The sequence below is a fragment of the Colwellia sp. C2M11 genome (assembly GCF_018860915.1).
GTDB lineage: Bacteria > Pseudomonadota > Gammaproteobacteria > Enterobacterales > Alteromonadaceae > Colwellia.
Genome location: NZ_JAHKQD010000010.1, coordinates 50,975 through 74,809 on the forward strand (window position 1 = coordinate 50,975; position 23,835 = coordinate 74,809).

General features: G+C 35.3%; 20 protein-coding genes. 12 read left to right on the top strand and 8 right to left on the bottom strand.

Going from position 1 to position 23,835, the window contains the following annotated elements:
• The first annotated feature begins 142 nt into the window (after nucleotides 1-142).
• Nucleotides 143-304, top strand: a complete 162-nt coding sequence (locus KO509_RS03695; RefSeq protein WP_215971942.1) for a hypothetical protein — start codon at nucleotides 143-145, stop codon at nucleotides 302-304.
• Between the two features lie 459 nt (nucleotides 305-763).
• A complete protein-coding gene (locus KO509_RS03700; RefSeq protein WP_215971943.1) occupies nucleotides 764-1,678 on the top strand; it encodes a hypothetical protein in 915 nt (304 codons plus the stop codon).
• Nucleotides 1,679-2,387: 709 nt separating this feature from the next.
• On the opposite strand, the gene KO509_RS03705 is transcribed toward KO509_RS03700, so the two are convergent.
• Together KO509_RS03705 and KO509_RS03710 are read right to left on the bottom strand one after the other, a co-directional pair.
• The gene (locus KO509_RS03705; RefSeq protein WP_215971944.1) at nucleotides 2,388-3,350 is read right to left on the bottom strand and encodes a zinc transporter ZntB; all 963 of its coding nucleotides are present in this window, start codon (nucleotides 3,348-3,350) and stop codon (nucleotides 2,388-2,390) included.
• 52 nt (nucleotides 3,351-3,402) lie between these two features.
• A complete protein-coding gene (locus KO509_RS03710; protein ID WP_215971945.1) occupies nucleotides 3,403-4,749 on the bottom strand; it encodes a magnesium transporter in 1,347 nt (448 codons plus the stop codon).
• A gap of 127 nt (nucleotides 4,750-4,876) precedes the next feature.
• Here KO509_RS03710 and KO509_RS03715 point away from each other — a divergent pair, with 127 nt between their 5' ends.
• Nucleotides 4,877-5,371 carry a DUF1353 domain-containing protein gene (locus KO509_RS03715; protein ID WP_215971946.1) on the top strand — a complete coding sequence of 165 codons (495 nt, stop codon included), beginning with the start codon at nucleotides 4,877-4,879 and terminating at the stop codon, nucleotides 5,369-5,371.
• A 128-nt stretch (nucleotides 5,372-5,499) separates the two neighbouring features.
• On the opposite strand, the gene KO509_RS03720 is transcribed toward KO509_RS03715, so the two are convergent.
• The 3 genes from KO509_RS03720 to KO509_RS03730 all read right to left on the bottom strand — a co-directional run bounded on the left by KO509_RS03720 (nucleotide 5,500) and on the right by KO509_RS03730 (nucleotide 9,368).
• Nucleotides 5,500-5,799: a hypothetical protein gene (locus KO509_RS03720; protein ID WP_215971947.1), complete on the bottom strand. Its 300-nt coding sequence runs from the start codon at nucleotides 5,797-5,799 to the stop codon at nucleotides 5,500-5,502.
• A gap of 166 nt (nucleotides 5,800-5,965) precedes the next feature.
• Nucleotides 5,966-8,707 carry a TonB-dependent receptor gene (locus KO509_RS03725; protein ID WP_215971948.1) on the bottom strand — a complete coding sequence of 914 codons (2,742 nt, stop codon included), beginning with the start codon at nucleotides 8,705-8,707 and terminating at the stop codon, nucleotides 5,966-5,968.
• Nucleotides 8,708-9,017: 310 nt separating this feature from the next.
• Nucleotides 9,018-9,368, bottom strand: coding sequence for a hypothetical protein (locus KO509_RS03730; RefSeq protein WP_215971949.1), 351 nt, complete (start codon nucleotides 9,366-9,368; stop codon nucleotides 9,018-9,020).
• A 405-nt stretch (nucleotides 9,369-9,773) separates the two neighbouring features.
• On the opposite strand from KO509_RS03730, the gene KO509_RS03735 reads away from it, so the two are divergent.
• From KO509_RS03735 to KO509_RS03745, 3 genes are read left to right on the top strand one after another with little or no spacing between them, the layout of a single operon-like run.
• Nucleotides 9,774-11,303: a HAMP domain-containing sensor histidine kinase gene (locus KO509_RS03735; protein WP_215971950.1), complete on the top strand. Its 1,530-nt coding sequence runs from the start codon at nucleotides 9,774-9,776 to the stop codon at nucleotides 11,301-11,303.
• Nucleotides 11,300-11,935: a hypothetical protein gene (locus tag KO509_RS03740; RefSeq protein ID WP_215971951.1), complete on the top strand. Its 636-nt coding sequence runs from the start codon at nucleotides 11,300-11,302 to the stop codon at nucleotides 11,933-11,935. The genes KO509_RS03735 and KO509_RS03740 overlap by 4 nt, the downstream gene beginning before the upstream one ends.
• Before the next feature lie 3 nt (nucleotides 11,936-11,938).
• Nucleotides 11,939-13,321 (top strand): sigma 54-interacting transcriptional regulator, encoded by a 1,383-nt coding sequence (locus KO509_RS03745; protein ID WP_289847518.1) that lies wholly within the window; start codon nucleotides 11,939-11,941, stop codon nucleotides 13,319-13,321.
• 12 nt (nucleotides 13,322-13,333) lie between these two features.
• Here the strand turns inward: KO509_RS03745 and KO509_RS03750 are convergent, their stop codons facing one another.
• On the bottom strand, nucleotides 13,334-13,984 hold the full coding sequence (locus tag KO509_RS03750; protein WP_215971952.1) for a hypothetical protein: 651 nt from the start codon (nucleotides 13,982-13,984) through the stop codon (nucleotides 13,334-13,336).
• Nucleotides 13,985-14,282: 298 nt separating this feature from the next.
• On the opposite strand from KO509_RS03750, the gene KO509_RS03755 reads away from it, so the two are divergent.
• The gene (locus KO509_RS03755) at nucleotides 14,283-14,972 is read left to right on the top strand and encodes a 2OG-Fe(II) oxygenase (protein ID WP_215971953.1); all 690 of its coding nucleotides are present in this window, start codon (nucleotides 14,283-14,285) and stop codon (nucleotides 14,970-14,972) included.
• A 110-nt stretch (nucleotides 14,973-15,082) separates the two neighbouring features.
• On the opposite strand, the gene KO509_RS03760 is transcribed toward KO509_RS03755, so the two are convergent.
• Entirely contained in the window at nucleotides 15,083-15,622 is a 540-nt protein-coding gene (locus KO509_RS03760) for an isochorismatase family protein (RefSeq protein WP_215971954.1), read from the bottom strand.
• 125 nt (nucleotides 15,623-15,747) lie between these two features.
• Here KO509_RS03760 and KO509_RS03765 point away from each other — a divergent pair, with 125 nt between their 5' ends.
• A complete protein-coding gene (locus KO509_RS03765; protein ID WP_215971955.1) occupies nucleotides 15,748-16,020 on the top strand; it encodes a YfcL family protein in 273 nt (90 codons plus the stop codon).
• A gap of 49 nt (nucleotides 16,021-16,069) precedes the next feature.
• On the opposite strand, the gene mnmC is transcribed toward KO509_RS03765, so the two are convergent.
• The gene (gene mnmC / locus KO509_RS03770; protein ID WP_215971956.1) at nucleotides 16,070-18,115 is read right to left on the bottom strand and encodes a bifunctional tRNA (5-methylaminomethyl-2-thiouridine)(34)-methyltransferase MnmD/FAD-dependent 5-carboxymethylaminomethyl-2-thiouridine(34) oxidoreductase MnmC; all 2,046 of its coding nucleotides are present in this window, start codon (nucleotides 18,113-18,115) and stop codon (nucleotides 16,070-16,072) included.
• Between the two features lie 277 nt (nucleotides 18,116-18,392).
• Here mnmC and fabB point away from each other — a divergent pair, with 277 nt between their 5' ends.
• The 4 genes from fabB to KO509_RS03790 all read left to right on the top strand — a co-directional run.
• A complete protein-coding gene (fabB, locus tag KO509_RS03775) occupies nucleotides 18,393-19,604 on the top strand; it encodes a beta-ketoacyl-ACP synthase I (protein WP_215971957.1) in 1,212 nt (403 codons plus the stop codon).
• A gap of 140 nt (nucleotides 19,605-19,744) precedes the next feature.
• Entirely contained in the window at nucleotides 19,745-20,893 is a 1,149-nt protein-coding gene (locus tag KO509_RS03780) for a 4-phosphoerythronate dehydrogenase (RefSeq protein WP_215971958.1), read from the top strand.
• Nucleotides 20,894-20,937: 44 nt separating this feature from the next.
• Nucleotides 20,938-21,957, top strand: coding sequence for an aspartate-semialdehyde dehydrogenase (locus KO509_RS03785; RefSeq protein ID WP_215971959.1), 1,020 nt, complete (start codon nucleotides 20,938-20,940; stop codon nucleotides 21,955-21,957).
• A 314-nt stretch (nucleotides 21,958-22,271) separates the two neighbouring features.
• The coding region (locus KO509_RS03790) for a FimV/HubP family polar landmark protein (RefSeq protein ID WP_289847519.1) at nucleotides 22,272-23,835 on the top strand (1,564 nt) is incomplete at its 3' end.

Below are 23,835 nucleotides of genomic sequence, written 5' to 3' on the forward strand. Positions count from 1 at the left end.
TATTTACAAGGAGGTTCAGTGTTTTATTTCAAACTATATGATGATAAAAGGTTAAAAGATCTCAAGCATACTAAGAAAATAGAGATCGTAAATAAGGCCGTTAAATTATATCGAAAAGACAAACCATTGAATATTACTAACCATGTTAATTTGGTGTGGTGTTCCCGCTATAGCTTTATTCTTAGCCTTCAACTTTAGTTTTGCTATTAGTTGGTTGGCGTTATCTACTTTCATTCTAAATATCAAATTTGCTAGAGATGAAAGTGCAGATATAGAAACTTACCTAAACCAAGTGTTAGCGTAATGTAAATATAACAAGCTGTTTAATCAGGACAAAATACAGTTGGCTGTTTTCGTTCCTCAATATTATAGCCAACAATTTTTGTCCGCTTAAGTGGGCGTTATATCTCACCACACTGTTGAGTGTAAGGATGCAAAAATGAACATAAATGCAACTTTTGCAGGTCAAGTCATATTTATTAATTTCTTAGTTATGCTGTATTTAACTTTGAAATTTGCCAAAGGAAAATCTGATAACCTACCACTTGTAGGGTTTTATACTTTCCTATTAAGTTTCCTTTTCTTTCCTGCTAGTTGGTTATATTGCTGGTACTGGTCAAAAAAGAAGCCTAAAGTAGCAAGTGAGTTATAACAAGCTAATAAGGACAAAAAACAGTTAGCTGTTTTCGTTTCACAACATTTCAGCCAACAATTTTTTGCTCATTATTAGGGCGTTATATTTTTCTGATAGTTAGGAGTAAACGTGGAAATAGAAACATCAGACTTGATTGCTATCTGTAGTTTAATTGTTGCGTTTTTGGCATATAGGTACTCAGTTAAATCATCGCAATCGACATCTGCGCAAATGCAGAAAATATCTGAAGAACATTTGAGGCTGTCATCAAATGTCGCGCTGACTGAAGCAAGTCAGAAGTACGTATTGCTACTCAGTGATGTTAATCGCCAGTTTGAAATGATCACAAAGGAACTGGCATATCCTGCATTAGTTGCAAGCAGAAGTATCGGCGAGTGTTTTGATAAATATGATAATGGAAGTAGTGGTCATCCTTACTTGCGGCATAGTTTTCACAAGGCCATAACTCTTGTGAGGGAAGCATACGACCATGAGCTAACTTATCAGACTGGCCTGAATCTCACAGATAGAATTAGATCTCTTAAATACATAAAAGATGACGTTCGTCGTTATGAGAAAAAAGAAGCAGAAAAATCGATATTTTCATTTCTCAAAAAAGAACGTCCACCCCAATCACCTGAAGAGAAAATTAATTCTTCGACTGTCTTTTGGGATAGTGTAAAGGAAATTCACACCAGAATTTCAAGCAGTGAGGAGCCGAGTCTTTTCAATGAAACCTTGGCTTACCTTGATGAATATCGGAAATTACATGAAAGTAAACGAGAACAATTGCAGAAGCTAGAAGAGAAACTAGAGGAAGCGATCAAAGAGAACGCGCTAGAAATGTTTGACATCGGAGATATTCCCAATCTTGGCCAGAAGTTTTATAGAGTCAAGGGTGACATCGGACGATATCGTGAATTGTACTTTCCTGACTTTCACGGGATTGAGTCAGCGCAAATTTCGGATGGCATAGCATATTCCATTTATGCTGGGAGCATAGCATTTATAGCCTCACAGCATTTCATGTGGGGAAAAATATAACAAACGCGTCAATTAGGACGCTTGCAAGCTCGTAAAAATTTGGGACACCCATCAATTAGCAATTTAAATAACAAGTTGTGTTATTGATACAAAAACTAATCTAAATCTGTTGTAACTCCGTTATTACTAATAACTACATTGTGGCAAAAGTTAGCGGCCTTAGATAGATACCCAACGACTGTTATGAGCTTGCAGGAGTCATTGGCCTCAATTCTACATTCGTATTTATAATGGCTGGCAACAAAGTCACTACAGCGGTCACTCGAAACAACTGAATTTATAAATACATGTTAGGTTTTAAAGCGTGATAATAGCTAGATGTTTTTTTTATTGGGGTATTCAAGAGGTTTGTGAATACAAACCCCCGAAAAATTTGGGACACCCATCAATTAGCAATTTAAATAACAAGTTGTGTTATTGATACAAAAACTAATCTAAATCTGTTGTAACTCCGTTATTACTAATAACTACATTGTGGCAAAAGTTAGCGGCCTTAGATAGATACCCAACGACTGTTATGAGCTTGCAGGAGTCATTGGCCTCAATTCTACGTTCGTATTTATAATGACTGGCAACAAAGTCACTACAGCGGTCACTTGAAACAACTGAATCTATAAATACATGTTAGGTTTTAAAGCGTGATAATAGCTACATGTTTTTTTATTGGAGTATTCAAGAGGTTTGTGAATACAAACCTTCGGTAAATAAACTAAAACCATTTTTTCTTTTTGAAGATCCAAACTTGTAATACCACTACAGCAATAAGTATTAAGATAAAAATACTGAATGCACTGGTGTTATCCGAACCTGGGATACCGCCAACGTTAATCCCTAATAAGCCGGTTAAGAATCCTAAAGGAAGAAATATTGCGGCAACAACCGATAGCACAAACATTCTGTTATTCATTTGTTCGGCTAATTTATTGTTTAGCTCCTCTTGGCAGACAATTGCTCGGTCTTTAATAGAATCTAAATCTTCAATGTAGCGTGTTAAATGATCAGAGGTTTCTCGTAATTGTATTTTTTCTTCGTTAGAAAAAAGTGTGATTTTATCACTTACTAATTGAGTCATCGCTTCTCGCTGAGGTGATAAATAACGTCGAAGAGATATAATTTGTCTTCGTAAGTCAGAAAGCTCATTTCGTAGATCATAACTATTTGCTGCTAGGGTGTTCTCTTCTATTTCTGATACATTATCTTCTATTTCATAAAGCGTTTGACTCATTCTTACGATTAAATTTTCGGTCATTAAAGTGATAAATTCAGACGCACTTTTAGGGCCACAATTGTTATCAAAATTAGTCGCTATATCTTTGGTTGATAATAACGTACGAGCACGTGTACTGATAATATTATTTTTAGTGAACCATATACGGATAGATACCATATCTTGAGGATCACTATTAGGTGCTAGATTTACCCCCCTTAATGATAATAATACTCCGTCATTAAGCATGGTTGCTCTAGGGCGAGTTTCATCATTTAGTAACGCGCTAATAACAACAGGGTTTAAGTGTTCTTGCTGTTCTAGCCATTGTTTTGTTTCGTCTTTCGTATAATCAAAATGCAACCAGTAAGGGCGATTACTTTCTAACGTATCGAGTGATGAAATAGTGTCGTTTGGGCTACTTTGATCAAAATAATAACCATAAATGAACGCTGCTTGACTCATAATTACCTCTAAATTGTTATCTCTAACAAAAGTATAGTTTGTTATAAAATGTTTATAACAATAACAATGTACCGCAGCCTAAGAATGCGATAAAACCAAATATATCTGTGACGGTAGTTAAGATTACAGCTCCTGACAAAGCAGGATCGATTTTAAACTTAGTTAGTATCCAAGGGATCCAAACTCCAGATAATGAAGCAACTAGAATATTACCTAAGATCGCGAGACAAATGGTGACTGATAACATAGGATTTGAAAACCAATAAAAAGTAATTATACCGATGACTGTTGCCCAGAGTATGCCATTTATTGCTCCAACTTTTAGTTCTTTATTGATGATAGCTTGTCTATTCGAGTCACTTATTTGTCCTAATGCTAACCCTCTAATAATTAGCGTTAATGTTTGACTACCGGATATTCCTCCCATTGAAGCAACAACAGGCATTAGTACCGCTAAAGCGACTACTTGTTGTAATGTAGCTTCAAATAATCCGATAAACCAAGAAGCTAAAAAAGCGGTTACTAAATTAACACCTAACCAAATCGCACGGTTTTTACTACTTAGCCATACACTAGAGAATAAATCTTCTTCTTCACTTAAACCGGCTGATTGAATTAACTGATTATCTTTTTGTTGTTCTTTGTATTTGTATGCTGTATGTAAGTCTAAGCGCCCAGTTAAGCAACCATTTTCGTCGATGATGGGTAATGCCAATTTACCTGAAAGAATTACTGCTTCAGCGGCTTCATCTATATTTTTAGTACTGTCTAATGCTATAAACTCTTCATCGACTAACTCGCTTAATGGTTGTTCATCATTTAAAAGTAATAATTTATTAATCGCTATTTCACCGAGTAAAACAGATTTATTATCAATAATATAAATAACTTCACTACAAGCAGCTTGTTTTTTTGAGCAAATTTTCTTTGCTGACGATACTTTTAACTTAGCAAGGATTTTGTGCTCATCAAAACTTTGCCAATGGCCAACTTCGTCTTCTGAATAATCTTGTGCTTTTTTGAAATGTTCGCGCTGCTTTGCTGTCATTTGAGAAATCGCATACTCAATAAAGCGAACACTTAGATCTTCGGTAAGTTCAAGTAAGCTATTAGCATCTAATTTATCAAACAGCGGTAAACATGCATCATCATCCATAGCATTTAATAGCATTTGCCTAGATTCATTTTTCATCTCTAGGAAAATATTTTGCTGGTACTCACTACTGAATTCTTTCCAAAGCATTAAACGAGGTTTTATTGGAAACGCTTCGAGTAGAATGGCAGTATTTTCGGGTAACAATTCACGTTCAATTTCTACGGTAAGTGCATTGAGTGGTAATTCATGAGTAAAAAGCTCATCTACTTTTTCAATATATTCAGGTAATAACTCTAAAGACATTACTTTTCCTAATAGGCCGTTGTTCAACAAATTTTTTTAATTAAACTAAGTGAAATTTTACGTTTTAATCTATTACACATTTAACTATAGAATTACATTATTAACTATTAATAATGTGATAAATTTTATGGAAATGCCAAAATTACAGCCCTTTGCCATTAAGACACAACGTTTTTCGTTTTATTCTAAGCTATGGCGTTTACTTTTTAGAAAAAGGCAATGGCAACTTGTTGAAGATTGGCATTATGTATTACCAAATAAAAGGGTCATTATTATCCCTAAGGGATTTGTATTTGACGGTAGCTCCTATCCATCAATCGTATGGATCTTTTTTTCACCGACAGGGCTGCTGTTAATTCCAGTGATATTGCATGACTTTTGTTTTAAATATAATTATTTATGGGCAAAGCAGGGGGAGCGAGTATATAAATTTAAGGCTGGTAATGGTTTCTTTAAATGGTCAGCATTAATACGTAATGTCGGTATTGAAAGGAATGAATTATTGTTGATTGACTATTTTATGTGGCTTGTTTGTATTAGTTTTGGTTGGATAAATTGGTTTACTTTTCAAAGAAAAAAATCAGTGGAGTTATTTCCTGTTAATGCGAATAAAAGCATGTAGTTGTATAGTTACTGTGAGGTAGTTTCTAGAATGACGATAATTATTCATTTATTAGTTATGACTGAAGATGAGTAATTTAAGTGAGTACTTTATCGATCACGCTCTATTTAGGTATTCTCTGATCGTTATTACCCTGTAGGTAATGAAAATAATGGGGAGCTATGTAATTTAGGGGCTTGTGTATCAAATGTTATGTCATCGATTGACATTTTGTCACAATATTGTTCAATAGCAGCGATGTCTTTAGTGCTTATTTGTAATAAATTTTTTTGCATCATGCCGTCAATGTATGCGTTATTACCATTTAAATTAATATTAGCGACTGCACTATAGGGCTCTCCATAGTTTTCAACACGTATAGCTTTCACCATTTTTACTTCGAAAATCCAATCATTTATTTTAATATGACGAGTTATTTTTTCATTCATCTTATATGCCTCTTGTTGATATATAACAATTATGATTTTTCTTAATTGTTCGATCCAAAAAGCTGACAGCATAAACTATCAGCTAAGTATATTAAACTAACAATAACTGGACTATATTTAAAAAATGCTATGACATCATTGCTATTTTATTAGTAAACATTATTTGTTAGAACGTATAGGTAGCACCTAAGTAGAAAGTACGGCCGTTTTCAGTTACATTGTATAGTCTGTCTGCTGAGTCACTGTACTGTTCCTCTTTCACATCAGTTAAGTTGGTACCTTCAATGGTTACTTTTAATTGTTCCGATATATTGTAAAAAGCTGAAAAATCAACATAGGTGGTTGCATGGTAACCACGTTCATCTTCATCACTATTTGATGAGACATCTGAAATATAATCACTACGGTAAGCTGCGGAGATACGTGTTCCCCAATTTTCTTGCTCAAAATAAATGGTAAAGTTGCCTGAATGCTCAGATAATCCAGGGAACGATTTAAACTCATCAACTCCAGTGTTACCCACATTGCGATATAAGGCTTCGCCATCGGCATAAGTATAATTAATAATTAGCCCCATATTATTTAGTGGCTCTGGTAAAAAGTCTAAATCTCGCTGAAATGCCATTTCATAACCGCTAATATTGCTTTTGTCGGTATTAATTGGCTGAATAACCGTATATATGGTATCTGATGTTTGTGGATTACCATTGCCATCAACGTCACCTAAAAATGATAATGAATAGCCAGTATTTCCATACGCTAATGAGGTTGTATTGGTAACAATGAAATTGTCAATTGATTTAGTAAAGTAGGCGGCAGATACATAACCGACTTCATCGAAGTAATATTCTATTGCTGTTTCAAAATTAGTTGATTCAAATGGTTGTAGTCCTGGATTACCTGCAGAAATGCTCAGGCCATTTGTTGAGTTAGGATCATTTTGTACTGTTCCTGTTGCATTTAATGCCGCTAATGAAGGGCGTGTAACATTTTTTCCAATACTTGCCCGTATCACTAGGTTATTGGTCGCCTCCCAAGCTAGATTTAATGTTGGCAATACACCAGAGTATTCTTGTGTTACTTCAGTAAGTTCATTATTGACTAAACCTACGGAACTAATGTTTGTATTGTAATATCGAGCACCTATATTGCCACGTAAGAAGCCATTAGAAAAGTCAGCACTAAATTCGTATTGTAAATAAGCGCCTAAGGTCTCCTCTTCTACTTGGTTTGAATAGCTAGCTTGAGGTAAGTTACTATCAATGCCATAGGCATTTAATACGCTAGGTACGTCAACAACTAACCACTGTTGTTCGTTATGTCCTGTATAGGTATAAGTTACATTAGGGTCAATAATATCGCTTATATCTCCTTGTTCCCATTCGGTACGTAATATATTGTCAGTTTTGTTTTCCCATGCTTCATTTTTAAAGTTTTTTAAGGAAATACCTGCAGAGATAGTACCAGCATTATCTAACATATAGATTGTGTCTAGCTTGGCAAGGTCAAAGCTATTCGATATTTGATCTTCTTCTAGATCTATTTCGTGGTACCTATACTCATCAACGTCGGTTACATCATAGCCATAGGTGTTAATGCCATAAAATTGATTCTTAGTATAGTCAATTGTTTGATCACCAAAGGATTCCAAATAGACTTTAGTGCTTCCAGTATCAAAATCACTATTAGCGTGACCAACTAATGCTTTTAAAGTGAAGCTATCAGTGATGCTCCATTCACTATTTAACACCATTTGGGTTAATGTAGTATCAGCATTTTGTTGACGACTTTCTGAGTGAATCGCTGCGTTTTCAAAATGTGAATAGATTACTTCGTTACCCGCATTATATTGTATATCGACTAAACTTGAGCAAATAGGTGCGTTAGCTTCTGCTTGGATACTACTATAAGTTGGGCCTGTGCAGCCTAAAGCAGTAGAGCTTGAGCCTCTACTTTGCAGGTGAAATTCATTACGGTCGTTATCCAAAACACCGTATAAGCCATCAAACCCTATTTTAAAGTTACTACTAGGACGATACTGCAAAGCAACGGTTGCACCAATACGGGTTTGTTCATTTTCAAATGAAGAATAACGGCTACCGCGTGAAAACCTTAGGTCACCACTGTTAACAGCATCTTGGTTTTCCTGAGATAGAGCCGAAATATCCGACCCATCTGCATTTTTTAATCGCCAACGATAGGTATTAAAGCCTTGTTCATTGGTATTACGTTTGCTGTAGGCGATCGATGCTAAGGCACCAAAATCTCCCCATGTATTCGAAATTAATGCAGCTACTCGAGGACTTGTACCATCGGCTAAAGTATTTTGTCCTATTTGACCACTAATCGCCCCTTTAAAGCCATCATAATCAAAAGGTTTTGCAGTTACTAAATTAACTGTTCCACCGATGCCACCTTCATCCATGTCGGCTGAGAAAGATTTGTTCACATCAACACGGTTAAATAACTCAGAAGCAAAAATGTTAAAATCAAAAGCGCGTGAGCGACTGATTGAGCCACGACTATCCATAGCCGAAGATGAAGTACCTAATGCTTCCATTCCATTAAGCTGAACTTGGGTAAAATCTGGGCCTAAGCCACGTAATGAAATTTGTCGGCCTTCACCACCTTCACGAGTAATGGCAACACCAGGAATACGCTGCAATGCATCGGCAAGGTTAAGATCTGGAAAGTCAGCGATATCTTCAGCTACAATTGAGTCTTGCGTACCCAATGCATTTCGTTTTAAGTCTTTTGCTTGAAGTAAACTACCGCGAAAGCCTTTAATTTCAATTGTTTCTATGTCACCTTCATTTGTATCCGTTTGTGCTAAGGTCGTTATTGATACAGAGCTGAGAGCGCCAATAATAGCTATAGCTAGTGTCTTTTTGGCGAAGTGCTTTTTCATGTGAATCTCCGTTTATAATTTACTAATGAGCTCGCAAGGGGCGAATGACGAATATAAAGTAAAGCTTTAAATGCTGAGTTAATGATTTCGAAAAGGATGATACATAGCTTGTGTCATTGGTTAATTGAAGTACTATTCTCTTAGGGATAAATTTAATCAATGTTTTGCCTATTAACGTTACATTTTTGTAGTGGGAAGTAACTTTTTTGAATTGGTTCAATTGTTTAGCTTTAATTAGAGCGCACTAAATGCTCAAAAAAACCGACTGTAAGGGGACAGCCGGCTTAATAGATCTTAATAGCCTAAAATACTAATCTTCAGTATTAGCCATATCTGTTACTTTATCTTTCAGCTGAGCGATAAAGCTATTAAATTCAGCTTCCTCAATTTGGCCATCTTGATTGGCATCGATATTATTGAACTCTTCTTGCAAGAAGGTTAGGTGAGAAACAGCAACTTCATCTTGGCTTAACATGCCATTTGCATCGCCGTCTAATTCGGTGATTAATGCAGGGAAGCTAAGTTGTTGTTCGACTTTAGCCATTGTTGGCTGAGAACTTTCTATCGCTGTACTTATTTTATCTTCAGCGTTAACAAAATTAGAAGCAAGAGCCGCAGTAATTACCATTACAGTAACTTTGAATAAATTAATGTTTTTCATTTTGATACCTTTTTATTTGTAGTCGAGCAACGCTCGATGTGTATTTACGATAAAATCCATAATGAGTTAAATAAATCAGTGTATATGCATTATTTATGCTCTGTTATGTGTTCGAATACAGTGATTGCATACTCCATGCCTACTTTGTAATTCGTTGTTTTTATTGGTATATTTTTTATTTTTAGGTGTTTTCTCTAGTAGGTGTGTCTCTTTTTGGCGACAGGTTTATTGGTGTGATAAAGTTTTATGAAATTAAAAGTCCTTGTTTTAAAATAAATCTTTATAAATCAATGGGTAATAGAGTCGTTTTTTATTCTGATATTTGTCTCCAATTTGAGACATCATTGTATTTACATTAAAAATGACATAAAAAGGCGTTGAATTAATGATAAGGAGTTATTCAGGGTGCTTTGGCTGAAGAAATTGAAGATCGATCTTGGTAGTAAATTAAATCGAGTAAAATCGTTATCAATAAAGACATTAACTTTTTTGGGATTTACACTCGTTGCATTGCCTTTAGTTTTAGCGCTTTTATACAGTGCTAAGCAGGTGAATGAACTCTCTAAGCAAGGGGCTAGTTCTATTTTTACTGTGGCAGAATTAATTAATACCAACCAAAAAATAAATAATACATTAAAGAAAATGGAAAGGTACGCTAGCCAATACTTAGTACTGCAAGATATTGAATTAATAGATAACTACATTATTGAACAACAAATATTACAGGCAACCAATGAGAAGCTACATCAGTTTGATGATAGGGTAATTAAAGAGTTGAGTGAACAGTTCTCAACAGCAATACTTCAGGTGCACCAGAGTATAATGATTCCTAGCACGACGACATTAAATACTGATAGTGTAGTGGTGGTAACGTCTTTAGAAGAATTACAGAGTCAGTTTAAACGGTTGATTAATATTAATGAGGAAATAGATACGCGTAGCCGCGAGTTTATCAGTCAACAAGCGCAAGGCATCAAAGATGCTACAGAGAAAGTAAGCCATACCTTATTACAAAGTCTATTTATTATCCCAATTTCATTATTAATTGCAGGGATATTTATTGTATTAATCACTCAGCCTCTCAAACGGTTAATTCTAAAAATAGGTAGACTTCAGCAAGGTAATTTTGAACAAGATACTAATTTACCTACGGACTATGTTGCTGGTTTTCTTGAAATTAAAGAGATTAATGATGCATTAAATCGTATGAGAGGCCGCTTACATGCGCTAGAGTTACAAAAATCGAGCTTTATTAGGCATATTTCTCATGAATTAAAAACGCCATTAGCCGCAATACGAGAAGGTACAGAGTTAATTTATGATAACAGTGTTGGTTCGCTTAATAGTGATCAACAGGAGATAACTAAAATTATTCGTAACAGTACAACTCGATTACAACGGTTAATTGAAGAGCTACTTGATTTTAATATTGTTTTAGATTCTACAAGTTTGCAAGATAAGGAAACGATTAATTTATCAGAACTTATTGAACAAGTCTTAAATGATAGAATACTCGATATTAAACGCAAAAATATCATAATAGAAAAAGATTACCCCAATATCACTATTGAAAGTAATATGAAGCAACTCAATGTTATTATTGATAATTTATTATCTAACGCTATCAAATATTCACCTGAAAACGGAATGGTAAAAATATTCGCGGTTATTTGTAATAATCAGTTGGTATTTTCCGTTAGCGATCAAGGGAGCGGTATTGAAAAGGAGCAACAAGGTAAAGTTTTTGATGCTTTTTATCAAGGAACACCAGCCAAAGATTATAATATTAAAAGTAGTGGTCTTGGTTTAACTATTGTGAAAGAACTACTGATGAGATTAAATGGTGACATTACGCTTATTAGTCAAACAAAGCCGCCTAGTGGTACAACAATGAAAATCATACTTAATAGTGTTGGTATTGGAGATAAGCAATGAATTTAGTTATAAATGCACAGGATATAAAGCAAGGCTTTAAATTCTATAAAGCTCTTTTTATTGTGTTTATTAGTATTGGAATTACTGCATGTCAAAATACTGTACCGATTGAGAAATCTTTATCGCCTCAAAGCACAGAAGAAGATGCCAATAATACGATTGTCACTAATACCGTTAGCTTTGGTCAGTATTATCTCAAACTTAAGACACTATCAGACGCTGAGCTGCAAAAAGAGATAGAAGAGCAACAGGCTAAAAAGCGAGCCGGTAATATTGAAGCTGGAATTAATTTAATTTTATTATATAGCTTGCCTAATTCTTCTATTCATAATGTTTATTCGGCTAAATCTCAACTAAATGAACAATTAAAAACGTATCAGAATTATCCATTGAGTACAGCTGATCAAGCTTTTATCCGTTTACTTAAAGATCAATTAAATCAGCAGTTATTCTTATTCCAGAAGTTAATTAATCAGGAGCTTGCTTATGATAAGCAAGTGACTAAAAATCGAATTAATGAGAAAAAGCAAGTGAATAAAATTGCAGCACTCGAATTAACCGTTAAACAGTTAACAGAACAAATAACTCAGCTGAAAAAAATTGAGCAAAATATTAGTGAGCATGGACAATAAATTATGAAATTATCAGATCATCAACCCATGACGAATATTGAGCAAGATAAAATTTTAATTGTTGACGATGATCCTAGCTTATTACGTTTATTAGGTATACGTCTATCTGCAGCGGGGTATTTAGTTGAATCTGCAGCTAATGCAAAAGTGGCATTGGGTATGTTAAAAAGTTTTCACCCCCAATTAGTGATTAGCGATTTACGTATGGAAGGAATGGATGGCATGGCGTTATTTGAACAAATACGTCAACAATCACCTAATGTCCCCGTTATTATTATGACCGCACACGGCACAATACCAGATGCGATTAATGCAACCAAACAAGGTGTTTTTAGTTTTCTAACTAAACCTTTTGAAAGCCAACAGTTACTTGAAACGGTTGCTCAAGCTATTCGTTTACAACCTTCAAGCTCTACTAATAAAGATAAAGAAGCGACATGGCGTGAGAAAATAATTAGTCGTAGCGCTATTATGGAATCGTTATTGCAACAAACAAAGCAGGTTGCTACAAGTGATTTTAGTTTACTTATCCATAGTGAAAGTGGTACTGGTAAAGAGCTCTTAGCACAAGCAATTCACCAGGCAAGCCATCGTTCTGATAAACCATTTACGGCGATTAACTGTGCCGCAATTCCAGAACAGTTATTAGAATCAGAGTTATTTGGTCACGTTAAAGGCGCATTTACGGGAGCGGATAAAAGTTACCAAGGACTTTTTCAAGCCAGTAACGGAGGCACATTATTCTTAGATGAAATTGGTGATATGCCAATGGGGTTTCAGGTTAAGTTACTCAGAGCTTTACAGGAAAGAGAAGTGCGTCCTGTGGGCAGTACACAAGCCGTTAAAGTTGATGTTAGAATTATTTCAGCTACTCATAAAAATTTGCAGGAAGCGATAAAAGAAAAAACGTTTAGAGAAGATTTATATTATCGTTTAAATGTGGTTGAACTAGAATTGCCGCCCTTAATAGAACGTCGAGAAGATATTCCTTTACTTGCTCAACACTTTCTTAATCATAGCAGTAAACAAACCAGTCTTGATATTAATGGTTTTTCGCAAGAAGCAATGGAGGTACTTATTGCTGCTCCGTGGCCTGGGAATATTAGGCAATTACAAAATGTTGTTGAGCAGAGTGTCGCTTTATCTCGAGAAAGTATAATTGTCGCGAGTTTAGTTAAAAATGCTTTGCGTGACGAAAGTAGTTCATTACCTTCATTTCAGCAAGCTAAAGATGAGTTTGAACGAGATTATTTAGCTAAATTATTAAAGCTAACGGAAGGGAATGTATCTCAAGCAGCTAAAATAGCTCAGCGCAATCGTACTGAGTTTTACAAGTTATTGAATCGACATCATCTATCTGCTGAAGCGTTTAGGGTAACCGAATAATATAAAAAATATTTAATCTTTTTTGACTTGTACAAAGTGAAGGCTAATTTTTCCTTGAGACGTCCAAGAGCAACGAGTACCTTGAGGAATAAATAGTGCTTCGTCTGTATTAATTGTGTGTATATTTTCTTGTTCATCAGTACAAATAAGAGTGCCACATTTAACTAAAATGAATTCATTATAAGGAAAGGCAATAAGCCCTGTTTTAAATTGTCCTCCTTGCCATACTCCTGCGGTAAATTTTTTGTTATAGCTTTGATATTCAACCTTTTTTTTGTAACCGTCAGACGTGTCTTGCCAAGGAGTTTCATTTTTTTCATCAATAAAAAAAATATCTTTAAGTTTTTCTGATATAGGTAAGGACTGTTCCGATGCTAGGTAAGTAAGATGAAAAGTGATTAAATTAGCACTTTGTTGCCATTGATAAGTATAACCTTGTGGAATAACAAAGCTTTCTCCCTGATTTACCTTATCAACTTTACCCGTAATTGTGTTCTTTATTTCAGCAGAGCCCTCTACTATAGTGACGAACTTATCGCTGTCATGTGACGTTGCTCTTTTCATATGATTATTACTATCTTGAATGCCGACACTGAGCCCTAGTAATTTATTTTCATAATAGCTCTGGCTAGATTTATTGTGTGCTGATAGTTTTAATAACATTGTATTGTGATCCGTTGATTCTACACTATGGTTGTTAGGAAACTTGAAACTTGTTATTTTTTAAGCTTTTAGTTTGTAAAATATTAGCTCGTAAGGCACCTATGTTTAAGGTCTTAACTTTTATGTCTATCTCGGGTAAAAATAAAAGATAGATAAAGGGTTTTTATTAGTATATAAAACAGACGTTGAGATGAATAGCTGATATTGTGCATCAAAAGTTACTCGTCGCATATGTTCACAATTAGATTTATCCTTTTAATGTGGCTATTACTTGCCCAATTACACCATAGAACAGACCATGAACCTACCTAAAGCTAGCCTTCTTGACGATGATTCATCATTGTTTGAATCGCTATTTGAATTCATCGCGAATGATATTATTGAAAAAGGTTACAGTATTCGACCTTATGCATTACCTGAAAATTTAACCAATTTATTATTACACCATATTACCGAATTACCTGAATCAAACTTTAAACGGGCAGGTATTGGCCGCGCTAAAGATCATATAATTAATGATTTTATCAGAACAGATGAAATCAGTTGGATAACAGGAAGTAGTGAAGCTGGCAGTGCGTGGATATCATGGGCTGCGGCATTACAGGCTTATTTGAACAGACGGTTATTTCTCGGTTTATTTTCTTTTGAGAGTCACTTTGCTCGTTATACCAAAGGCGATTTTTATAAAAAACATAAAGATGCTTTTAAAGGTGAGGGAAATCGCGTGTTATCTGTTGTGGTATACCTTAATCAACATTGGTCAGCAGATGATGCTGGCGAGTTAGTGATATACGATAAAAAGCTACCAGCTTCAGCTGCTATTGATAACAAAAAAGTAACGGTGATCCCAAGTTTTGGCACAATAGTGGTTTTTTTAAGTGAAGAGTTTGTTCATGAAGTTCTACCGGCAAAACGTGATCGTTATTCTATAGCGGGTTGGTTTCGCTTAAATAATAGTATTGCTAATAATATTGATCCACCAAGTTAATCTTATCGCTTTTAGTTTTCTTTTAAATTTTTCTTAACTATAACTGTCTGTTAGAGGTCTCTGCTTGTTTATTAAATCGTACTTAGATTATATTAATCAAGCAGCACAGGTTATTTAACTAAATTAAGAATTTCTTTAAATTCACTGGCCCTGCAATCTTTAACAAGTTCATATAAACACATTTCTAGCCCAGAAATATCAAGGCCTCTATTAATAAGTTTTTTTATTGCTAACTCTTTATTAACAAGAGTTCTGGCCGATATGCAGTCTGTCACCAACTGTACTTTTAAGCCTAGTAGATGTAAATGCAATGCTGTTTGATAAACACAAATATGTGCTTCAATGCCGCAAATAAGCCAAGTATCAACATCTATCGTGTTAATTTGTTCGATGAATGAAGGCTCTGCGCATCCATCAAAAGTAAATTTAGTAATTGGAGAGTTGGTTGCTAGTAACGTTTTTAGTTCATCAGTGGTAGCACCAAGTTTATCAGGATTTTGCTCCAGTAAGATAACCGGTAAATCAAGCGCTTTTGCTCCTTTGATGAGTTTTTCACAATTCGAAATTAACGTGTGACTATCATGAACTAAGCGTGCCAGCTTTCCTTGGATATCAACAACAATAAGACCTGTTTTTTCTCGTTTTAGCATAGTCACACCTTAACTTTAAATTTTACTTGTGTTCAATATATCAATAACAATATTTGGATCAAGCTTATTTAATTTAATAGAATCGGTATAATACGAACCATGACGACAATAAAGAATAGAAAACCATGATAGAAAAAATAAATACGTTAAATGATCTTTACCAATATTTAGATAATCTTTTTGAGCAAGATGTTGATAGTGATACGCTCTTTGCCGGGGGCTATCTTCGCGGTTTAGTTTCGTTGGCCGCAACCGATAGTGGGGATGAACAACAAGCTATGTCTGCAGCCTTAGTGGAAAATGTTTCACAAAGATTAGCAAATGCAAAATCTGAACTTAGTCCACAAGATAATGCGATAGTCCAAAATTTCTGGTCTGTTGTGCAAGGTTTAATGTAATACGGATTAAGTTTATACTCTGTTAATGTATCTGAGATCCGAGGTATTGTTAAATTTTTCGTCTAATAATATCTCGAATGACAAAACGATTTGGACTTAAATTGAAAAGCATTTCGTTATCAACAGGGTAGGGAGTACCACACAAGTCAGCTGCTAGAATATCGGCAGCCAATGGTGCTGAACATAGGCCTCTAGCACCAAAGCCCATCATGACATATAAATTATCAATAACCGGTGCAATTTGATCATACTTCCAATTTTTATCTTTGGCTAAATGTGGATATATTTCAATGTGTTTTTCAATATCAGGCATAGCACCCACTATTGGCATATGATCAGGGGTCATACAGCGTAACCTTGATTTACTTCTAGCAATGTCACTTGTATCCCAACCTATTTTTTGAGTTAATTCAGGTAAGCAAGTTGATAACATATTTAGATTGAATTGATCTTCTTCAGATGTCGTTGTGGTTCTTGTACAGTCTTTATTAAATGTAGCGCCAATAGCATGCATATTGTTATGTTGAGGGGTTAAATAACCTTTATGACATATCACTGTTGAAAGGTCACTGATACTTTCATTGGTATTCATGTTGGTTACTTGGCCTTGAACTGAGCTAAAAGGTAATTGTTTTACCCAGTCAAAATCAATTATTTCTGCGCCTCCACAAAAAACAACAACACAGGCATCGAATTCACCTTTATTTGTGAGTAACGTCCAGTTTTTCTGATGACTATTGTTAGGTTTACCTGTTTCTATTTTTTTTATTTTATTTACTAATATATTATTTTCAACTTTTAATCGACCAGTGGCTTTTGCTGCATTGATTATTTGTTTAACCGCATCTTGCGGTGATATCCAGCCTGCATGTGGCATAAATAAACCACCATGAGTTAACTCTATATTAGCTAACTCACTTGCCTTGTTAGCATCAACCCTATGAATTAGTTTTGTTGGCCAAGTGGCTAACTCATTAAACTTCTGTTGACGTTTTTCAAGTGCCTCTTTATAGGCTATTTCTAATAAGCCACACCATTGGTGAGGAAAACTAAAACCATCTTCAATAATCGTATTATAAAGTGTTTTAGCTCGCCAAAATGCTTGTTGATAAAACAAACTAATATCATCGGCTTGTTGGTGTAATAAAGGATATAAAGCACCAATTGCGTTACTTGATGCGCCTTGAGCAAGTGAGTTATCTTTACAGTAGATAGTTACTTTAATACCTTGTTTAGTTAAAGCTAATGCGGCACAAGCTGAAGCAATACCACCGCCGATGATGCTGACATGTTGCGGTTTAGTGATAATAGAGCGAAGTTGATACCCTTTTTTTGAATAAGGATTTTGTTGAAAAACGCCAGTTAACATTTCGTGCTTATTACCGATACAGGCTGTTTTTTGTGTTCTAAAGCCAACGTCTTGCATTTGTCGTTTTACAAAACCAGCGACAGTAAAGGTGGCTATGCTAGCTTCAGGTTTCGATAAACGAGCTATTTGTTCGAATAATGCCTTACTCCACATTTCTGGATTTTTAGCAGGAGAAAAACCATCGAGATACCATGCGTCAGCTAAATCATTTTTTAGTGGATTAAGGTTGGATAACCCTTTGGTGGCATCATTAATAATAACAGTGAGCGTGACTTTATTATTAAAAAAACTAAGCGAAAACTCTTCAACGTTGTCGTTGTCACAAGATAACTCAGGATATTGTGCTAATAGTAAGTTAGAAAAATTAGTTAATTGTGGTAGTGCTTGCAGTGATTTAACCAACTGCTGCTTAGTAAGTGGAAATTTTTCAACGCTAATAAAAGATAATTCAGGTAATTCCTTATCTGTGACTTCTTGTAATAATTTATGGTACGCCTGTAAGGTCAATAGAAAATTAAGTCCGGTACCAAACCCAGTTTCCATAATCACAAAACGGTCATCTTTGTGTTTTATTCTATCACTGATATTGTTTCCTAATAAAAAAACTTGTTCGCTTTGTTGATATCCAGATTCACTATCAAAGTAAATATCAGTAAATTGTTTAGAATATGGCGTACCATCTTGCTGAAAGCTTAACTCAGGGGATGATCTAACAGGTTTTTTCAAAAGAAACTCAACTATATACAGTGCATAATGTCTGAGATTTTACGTTAATTTTAGCTTTAGATCAGCGTAATTACATTTTTATTATTGTGATAACGTAGATATTCTATCAGTAACATTATATTATGGTGTACAAGTGTACGCTGGTTGGTCTATTTTTAGTTTACTTGTTGTACCAGTTATTAGATTAAGCTCAGTATAATACTCAGTATTTTTTGTGTATCAAAGTCTGAACTTTCCAAATTCGTACTTAATTTTTTATTAAACAATGGTTATTTAAATGAAACGTGTAGTAATCACCGGTATCGGTATTGTATCTAGCATTGGTAATAATGCTGATGAGGTTTTAACCTCTTTAAAATCAGGAAAATCAGGCATTACATATTCAGAGAGTTTTGCTGAACAAGGGTTAAAAAGTAATGTTTGGGGTAAACCTAACATTGATATTAAAGATCATATCGATCGTAAAGCATTGCGCTTTATGGGTGATGCAGCAGGTTATGCCTACATAGCGATGGAGCAAGCCATTACTGATGCAAAACTAACAGAGGAACAAGTTTCAGATTTTAGAACGGGTATTGTTGCTGGTAGCGGTGGTGCATCGTCAGCAAATATTGTTGCTTCTTGTGATACTTTACGTAATCGTGGTATTCGTCGTGTTGGTCCTTACGCCGTACCTAAAACTATGGGTAGTACAGTTTCTGCTTGTTTAGCTACACCATTTAAAATTAAAGGCGTTAACTACTCTATCAGCTCTGCTTGTGCAACGAGTGCTCACTGTATTGGTCATGCAATGGAGCTTATCCAGCTAGGTAAGCAAGATGTTGTTTTTGCTGGTGGTGGTGAAGAAGTTGATTGGTCTTTAGCTATGATGTTTGACGGCATGGGCGCATTATCTGCAGGTCGTAACGATACACCTGAGTTAGCATCACGTACTTATGATGCAGACAGAGATGGTTTTGTTATTTCTGGCGGTGGCGGCATGGTTGTTGTTGAAGAATTAGAGCATGCTTTGGCTCGTGGTGCACATATTTATGCTGAAATTGTTGGTTATGGCGCAACATCTGATGGTTATGACATGGTAGCACCAAGTGGTGAAGGCGCGGTACGTTGTATGCAACAAGCAATGGAAGGCGTAGAAGGTGAAATTGATTATTTAAATACTCATGGTACTTCTACACCTGTTGGTGATGTTAAAGAGCTAGGCGCTATTCAAGAGTTGTTTGGTGAAAATTCCCCTGCAATTAGCGCAACAAAAGCAATGACTGGTCATGCACTAGGAGCTGCTGGTGTTCATGAAGCCATCTATTCAATTTTAATGATGGAAAATAGTTTTGTTGCACCATCGATTAATATTGATAACTTAGATGAACAAGCAAAAGGTTTGAATATTGTGACTGAGAAGTTAGACAAAGAGCTTAACTTAATTATGTCTAATAGTTTTGGCTTTGGTGGAACTAATGCAACGTTAGTGATGAAAAAATATAAATAATAGCCTTTAGCGAGGGGACTTAAATAAAGCCATATTAGGTATTTACTTATTATGGCTTTTTTATTGCTTGCCTCTGCAAGTGCAGTTACTCTATAACTTAGTTTTTGAACACTCCCGCTAAATAAATAAATGAAAAATTAATGAAAATATTCTTCGATGAAAACATGCCTTACGCTAAAGAGTTTTTTAACGATTTTTGTAAGGAAGGGGACTTGATACCTTTCTCTGGGCGAAACTTAACAGCAGAGCAAATAATAGATGCTGATGTATTATTGGTTCGCTCAATTACTAAAGTTAATGAAGCGCTTTTAAAAAAGAATAAAAAGCTTAGTTTTGTTGGTACCGCAACTATTGGGTTAGATCATATTGATCAAACCTACCTAGCTCAACGCAATATAGATTTTCATTCTGCACCTGGCTGTAATGCTATTTCTGTTGCTGAATATGTTATCAGTAGTTTGGTGGTGTTAGCAGAACGCTATTTATTAAATTTAAGCCTATTAACGGTTGGGATTGTTGGTGGTGGTAATACTGGAACACGGTTAAGTGACAAGCTAACAGCGTTAGGTATTCCATATAAAATTTGTGACCCTTTACTTGAGCATAATAAAAAAGATACAAGAGACTTTTCATCGTTAGAAGAGGTGTTAGCGTGTGATGTTATTTCATTACATGTGCCTAAAATTACTGATGGTGATTATCCAACCTATCATTTATTAAATGAAGAACGCTTAGTTAAATTAAAAGACAATCAAATATTAATTAATGCCTGTCGTGGTGAAGTCATTGATAACCATGCTCTATTAGCATTAAAGTTACAAGGCCATGGACTAAAAATTGTGCTGGATGTATGGGAAGGTGAGCCGGAAGTATTAACGCCACTTATTGAACATACAGAAATAGCGACAGCACATATCGCAGGTTATAGCTTAGAAGGAAAAGCAGGTGGAACAGAAATGCTTTATCAGGCATTATGTCGCCATATAGAAAAACGTCAGAATATTAGTCTTGAGCCAAAACGTAAATTAATTAACTTTTTACCTCCTGCAAATATTTCAGAAGTAAAATTAAATCAAGAATTTAATGAAGAATTGCTAAACCAACTGGTAAAAATGGTTTACGATGTAAGACGTGACGATGCTATTTTCCGTCAGCACTTATCAATTAAAGGTTTTGATAGCTTAAGAAAGAACTATCCGGTAAGACGGGAGTTTTCAGCGGTACAAGTTACCTTGTCATCTAGTACCTCAAGTGATGTGCCACATCGCTTAGGTTTTAATAAAACATAAACTAGCATTAGTTTAGCTAAATTTAACGAAAAAGAGAGAGGATCATGGCACAGAAATTTGATGTATGCATACTTGGCGCAACAGGGCTAGTTGGCAAAACCATTATGGAAATTTTAGAACAAAGAAACTTCCCAATTAATAAATTATACCCATTAGCAAGTGCTCGCTCTGCTGGAGAATTTATTGAATTTAATGGCGAAAGCATTGAAGTGCTTGATGCAGATAAGTTTGACTGGAGCTTAGCGCAAATTGGATTTTTCTCTGCTGGTGGTGCAACGTCAGCAAAGTTTGCACCTTTGGCTGGTGATGCCGGTTGTATCGTTATTGATAACACCTCTGAATTTCGTTACGACGACGATATTCCATTAGTTGTGCCAGAAGTAAATCCAGAAGCATTAGCTGAATATAGAAACCGCAACATCATTGCTAATCCTAATTGTTCAACTATTCAAATGTTAGTGGCGTTAAAGCCAATTCAAGATGCTGTAGGCATTGATAGAATTAACGTGTGTACTTACCAATCAGTTTCTGGTGGTGGTAAAGAATCAATGGATGAGCTTGCAAAGCAAACGGCTGATTTATTACAAGGTAAGCCAGTTGAATCTAAAAATTTCTCTCGTCAAATCGCATTCAATGTAATTCCGCAAATCGATGTTTTCCTTGAAAATGGTTACACCAAAGAAGAAATGAAAATGGTTTGGGAAACCAAGAAAATATTTGGAGATGATAACGTTTTAGTTAACCCTACGGCCGTTCGTGTTCCGGTATTTTTTGGTCACGCTGAAGCGTTGCACATTGAAACACGTAGCCAAATCTCGGTTGATGAAGTTAAAGCATTGCTAAGTAATGCAACAGGTGTTGTATTATGTGAAAATGATGAAGATTTCCCAACACAAATTGGTGAAGCAAGTGGCCAAGATGATACTTATGTCGGTCGTGTACGTGAGGATATCACTCATCCAAATGGTATTAACTTATGGATTGTTGCAGACAACATTCGTAAAGGCGCTGCTACTAATAGTGTTCAAATAGCTGAGTTGTTAGTGAAAGATTATTTAAGCTAATAAAATACGATAGAAAAGTAGCAAGCTCGACTTATCCATTATAGTTTACTTGTTACTCTTAAGAAAATTTAAAACTCGCCGTTAACATTGTATAAAATATGTTAATTGCGGGTTTTTTGTTTTATATCACTAAAATATTGAGATATTTACGTTGAATTTGCTATTATTCCTAATGACAAACTAATCGTTGTATTAAAGCTACACCTTTAAATGGAATGATTTTTGCTTATATTTTAAAGATTAACTATTATCGAAATATTGTCAAATAACTGACCTATAGCTAATTTTGCAAAACAATAACTAGGAAAACTTCGATGCCAAAATTATTACACCTGTGCCTACGGCAGGTTGTTCTTAGCATATCAATAGCTAGTATATTAAGCGCTAGCCTTATCATTACTAGTGTATCCGTTATTGGTTTCCCTACTTTTGCTCAAGAAGCTTTACCAGAAAGAGCTGGCGTTCGTATGTTAGGCCCTAAGGGATCAGATGTTGTACGTTATGAACGTTATGGCCCTATAAATAAAAGTGATACGCTATGGAATATAGCGTTAACCGTTCGACCTGATAATCGCTTAAGTGTTTATCAAGTGATGCAAGCCCTATATCAAGCTAATCCTAATGCCTTTGTTGATGGTAATCTTAACCTTTTAGTTAATGGCGAATATTTAAAGATACCATCGTTTGAATATATGATGTTAGTTGACACTAGTGCAGCAAAGAAAAAATCTAGTGAAGACGAACAAGCATGGAAAAACAACTCATCTAAGAAATCGACCTCAGCATCAAAAACAGCTAGACGGAATGTTAATAAACAAGATTTAGATACCGTAAAAGTCGAGCTCAATGATCAATTAGAAAAAATAGATAGTGAACAACAGTTACGCTTAGAAAATATCCAACAGGATATTTTAGATTCTATCGGTGGTTTACAAGCGCTTTTAAAAGAAAATGAGGCATTACGCCAACGTTTGTCATCTTTTAATGATCAATTAGACACAATGCAGGCAGAAGTCGCTAAAAGCAAAGAAATTAAGCTACAAATGGATGATATGATTCAATTGCAGCAGGCGTTACTGGCAAAAGCACAAGCGAGAGAAGAAGAACTACTTTTAGAAAAAGAACAAGCCAAGTTAGATGATAATATTTTTAGTAGTCAATGGTTTGTTGTATTAATGGCAACATTACCGGCCATTTTAATCTTACTTGTGGCTGCATTTATCCTGAAGCGTAGGAAAAAAGAGCCTGCAACCCTAGAAGATTCTCCAAAAGAGCCATTAAAAGAAAAAACTAAAGCTGACAAAGTCACAGAAGAAGTTGAAGCGCCTGAAGAATTGTCGCTCGACGATGAATTATCATTAGATGAAGAACTATCTCTGGATGAAGAGTTATTACTAGATGATGAATTATCACTAGATGACGATTTATCTAGTGATCTTCTTGAGACTGATGATAGCGATGTTATACACCTTGATGGTGACGATGACACATTAAATGACTTAGACGATTTAGATGACTTGGATGATCTAGACGACATGATACTTGATAAGGAGGTTGATGAATCAGCTTTACTTGAAGGTGGAGAGTTAGATCAATCTGCACTTGATTCCTTACTGGCTGGCAAAGATGAAGATAAAGACGAGTCTCCGGAAGATGATGTTTTAGCAAATAATGAACTAGATCAAAATGATTTGGATGACTTGTTAAGTGGGCTTGATGATGAAGCAAATATTCAGGAAGAGGAGCCTTTAGTTTCAGAGGAAGTAGCTGAGTCTGAAGTAACCGACCCAGACGATATTGATGCCTTGCTAGATTCTATTGGTGTTGATGCGGATGAAGCTATTGCAGAAGAGCCAGCTGAGTCTGAAGTAACCGACC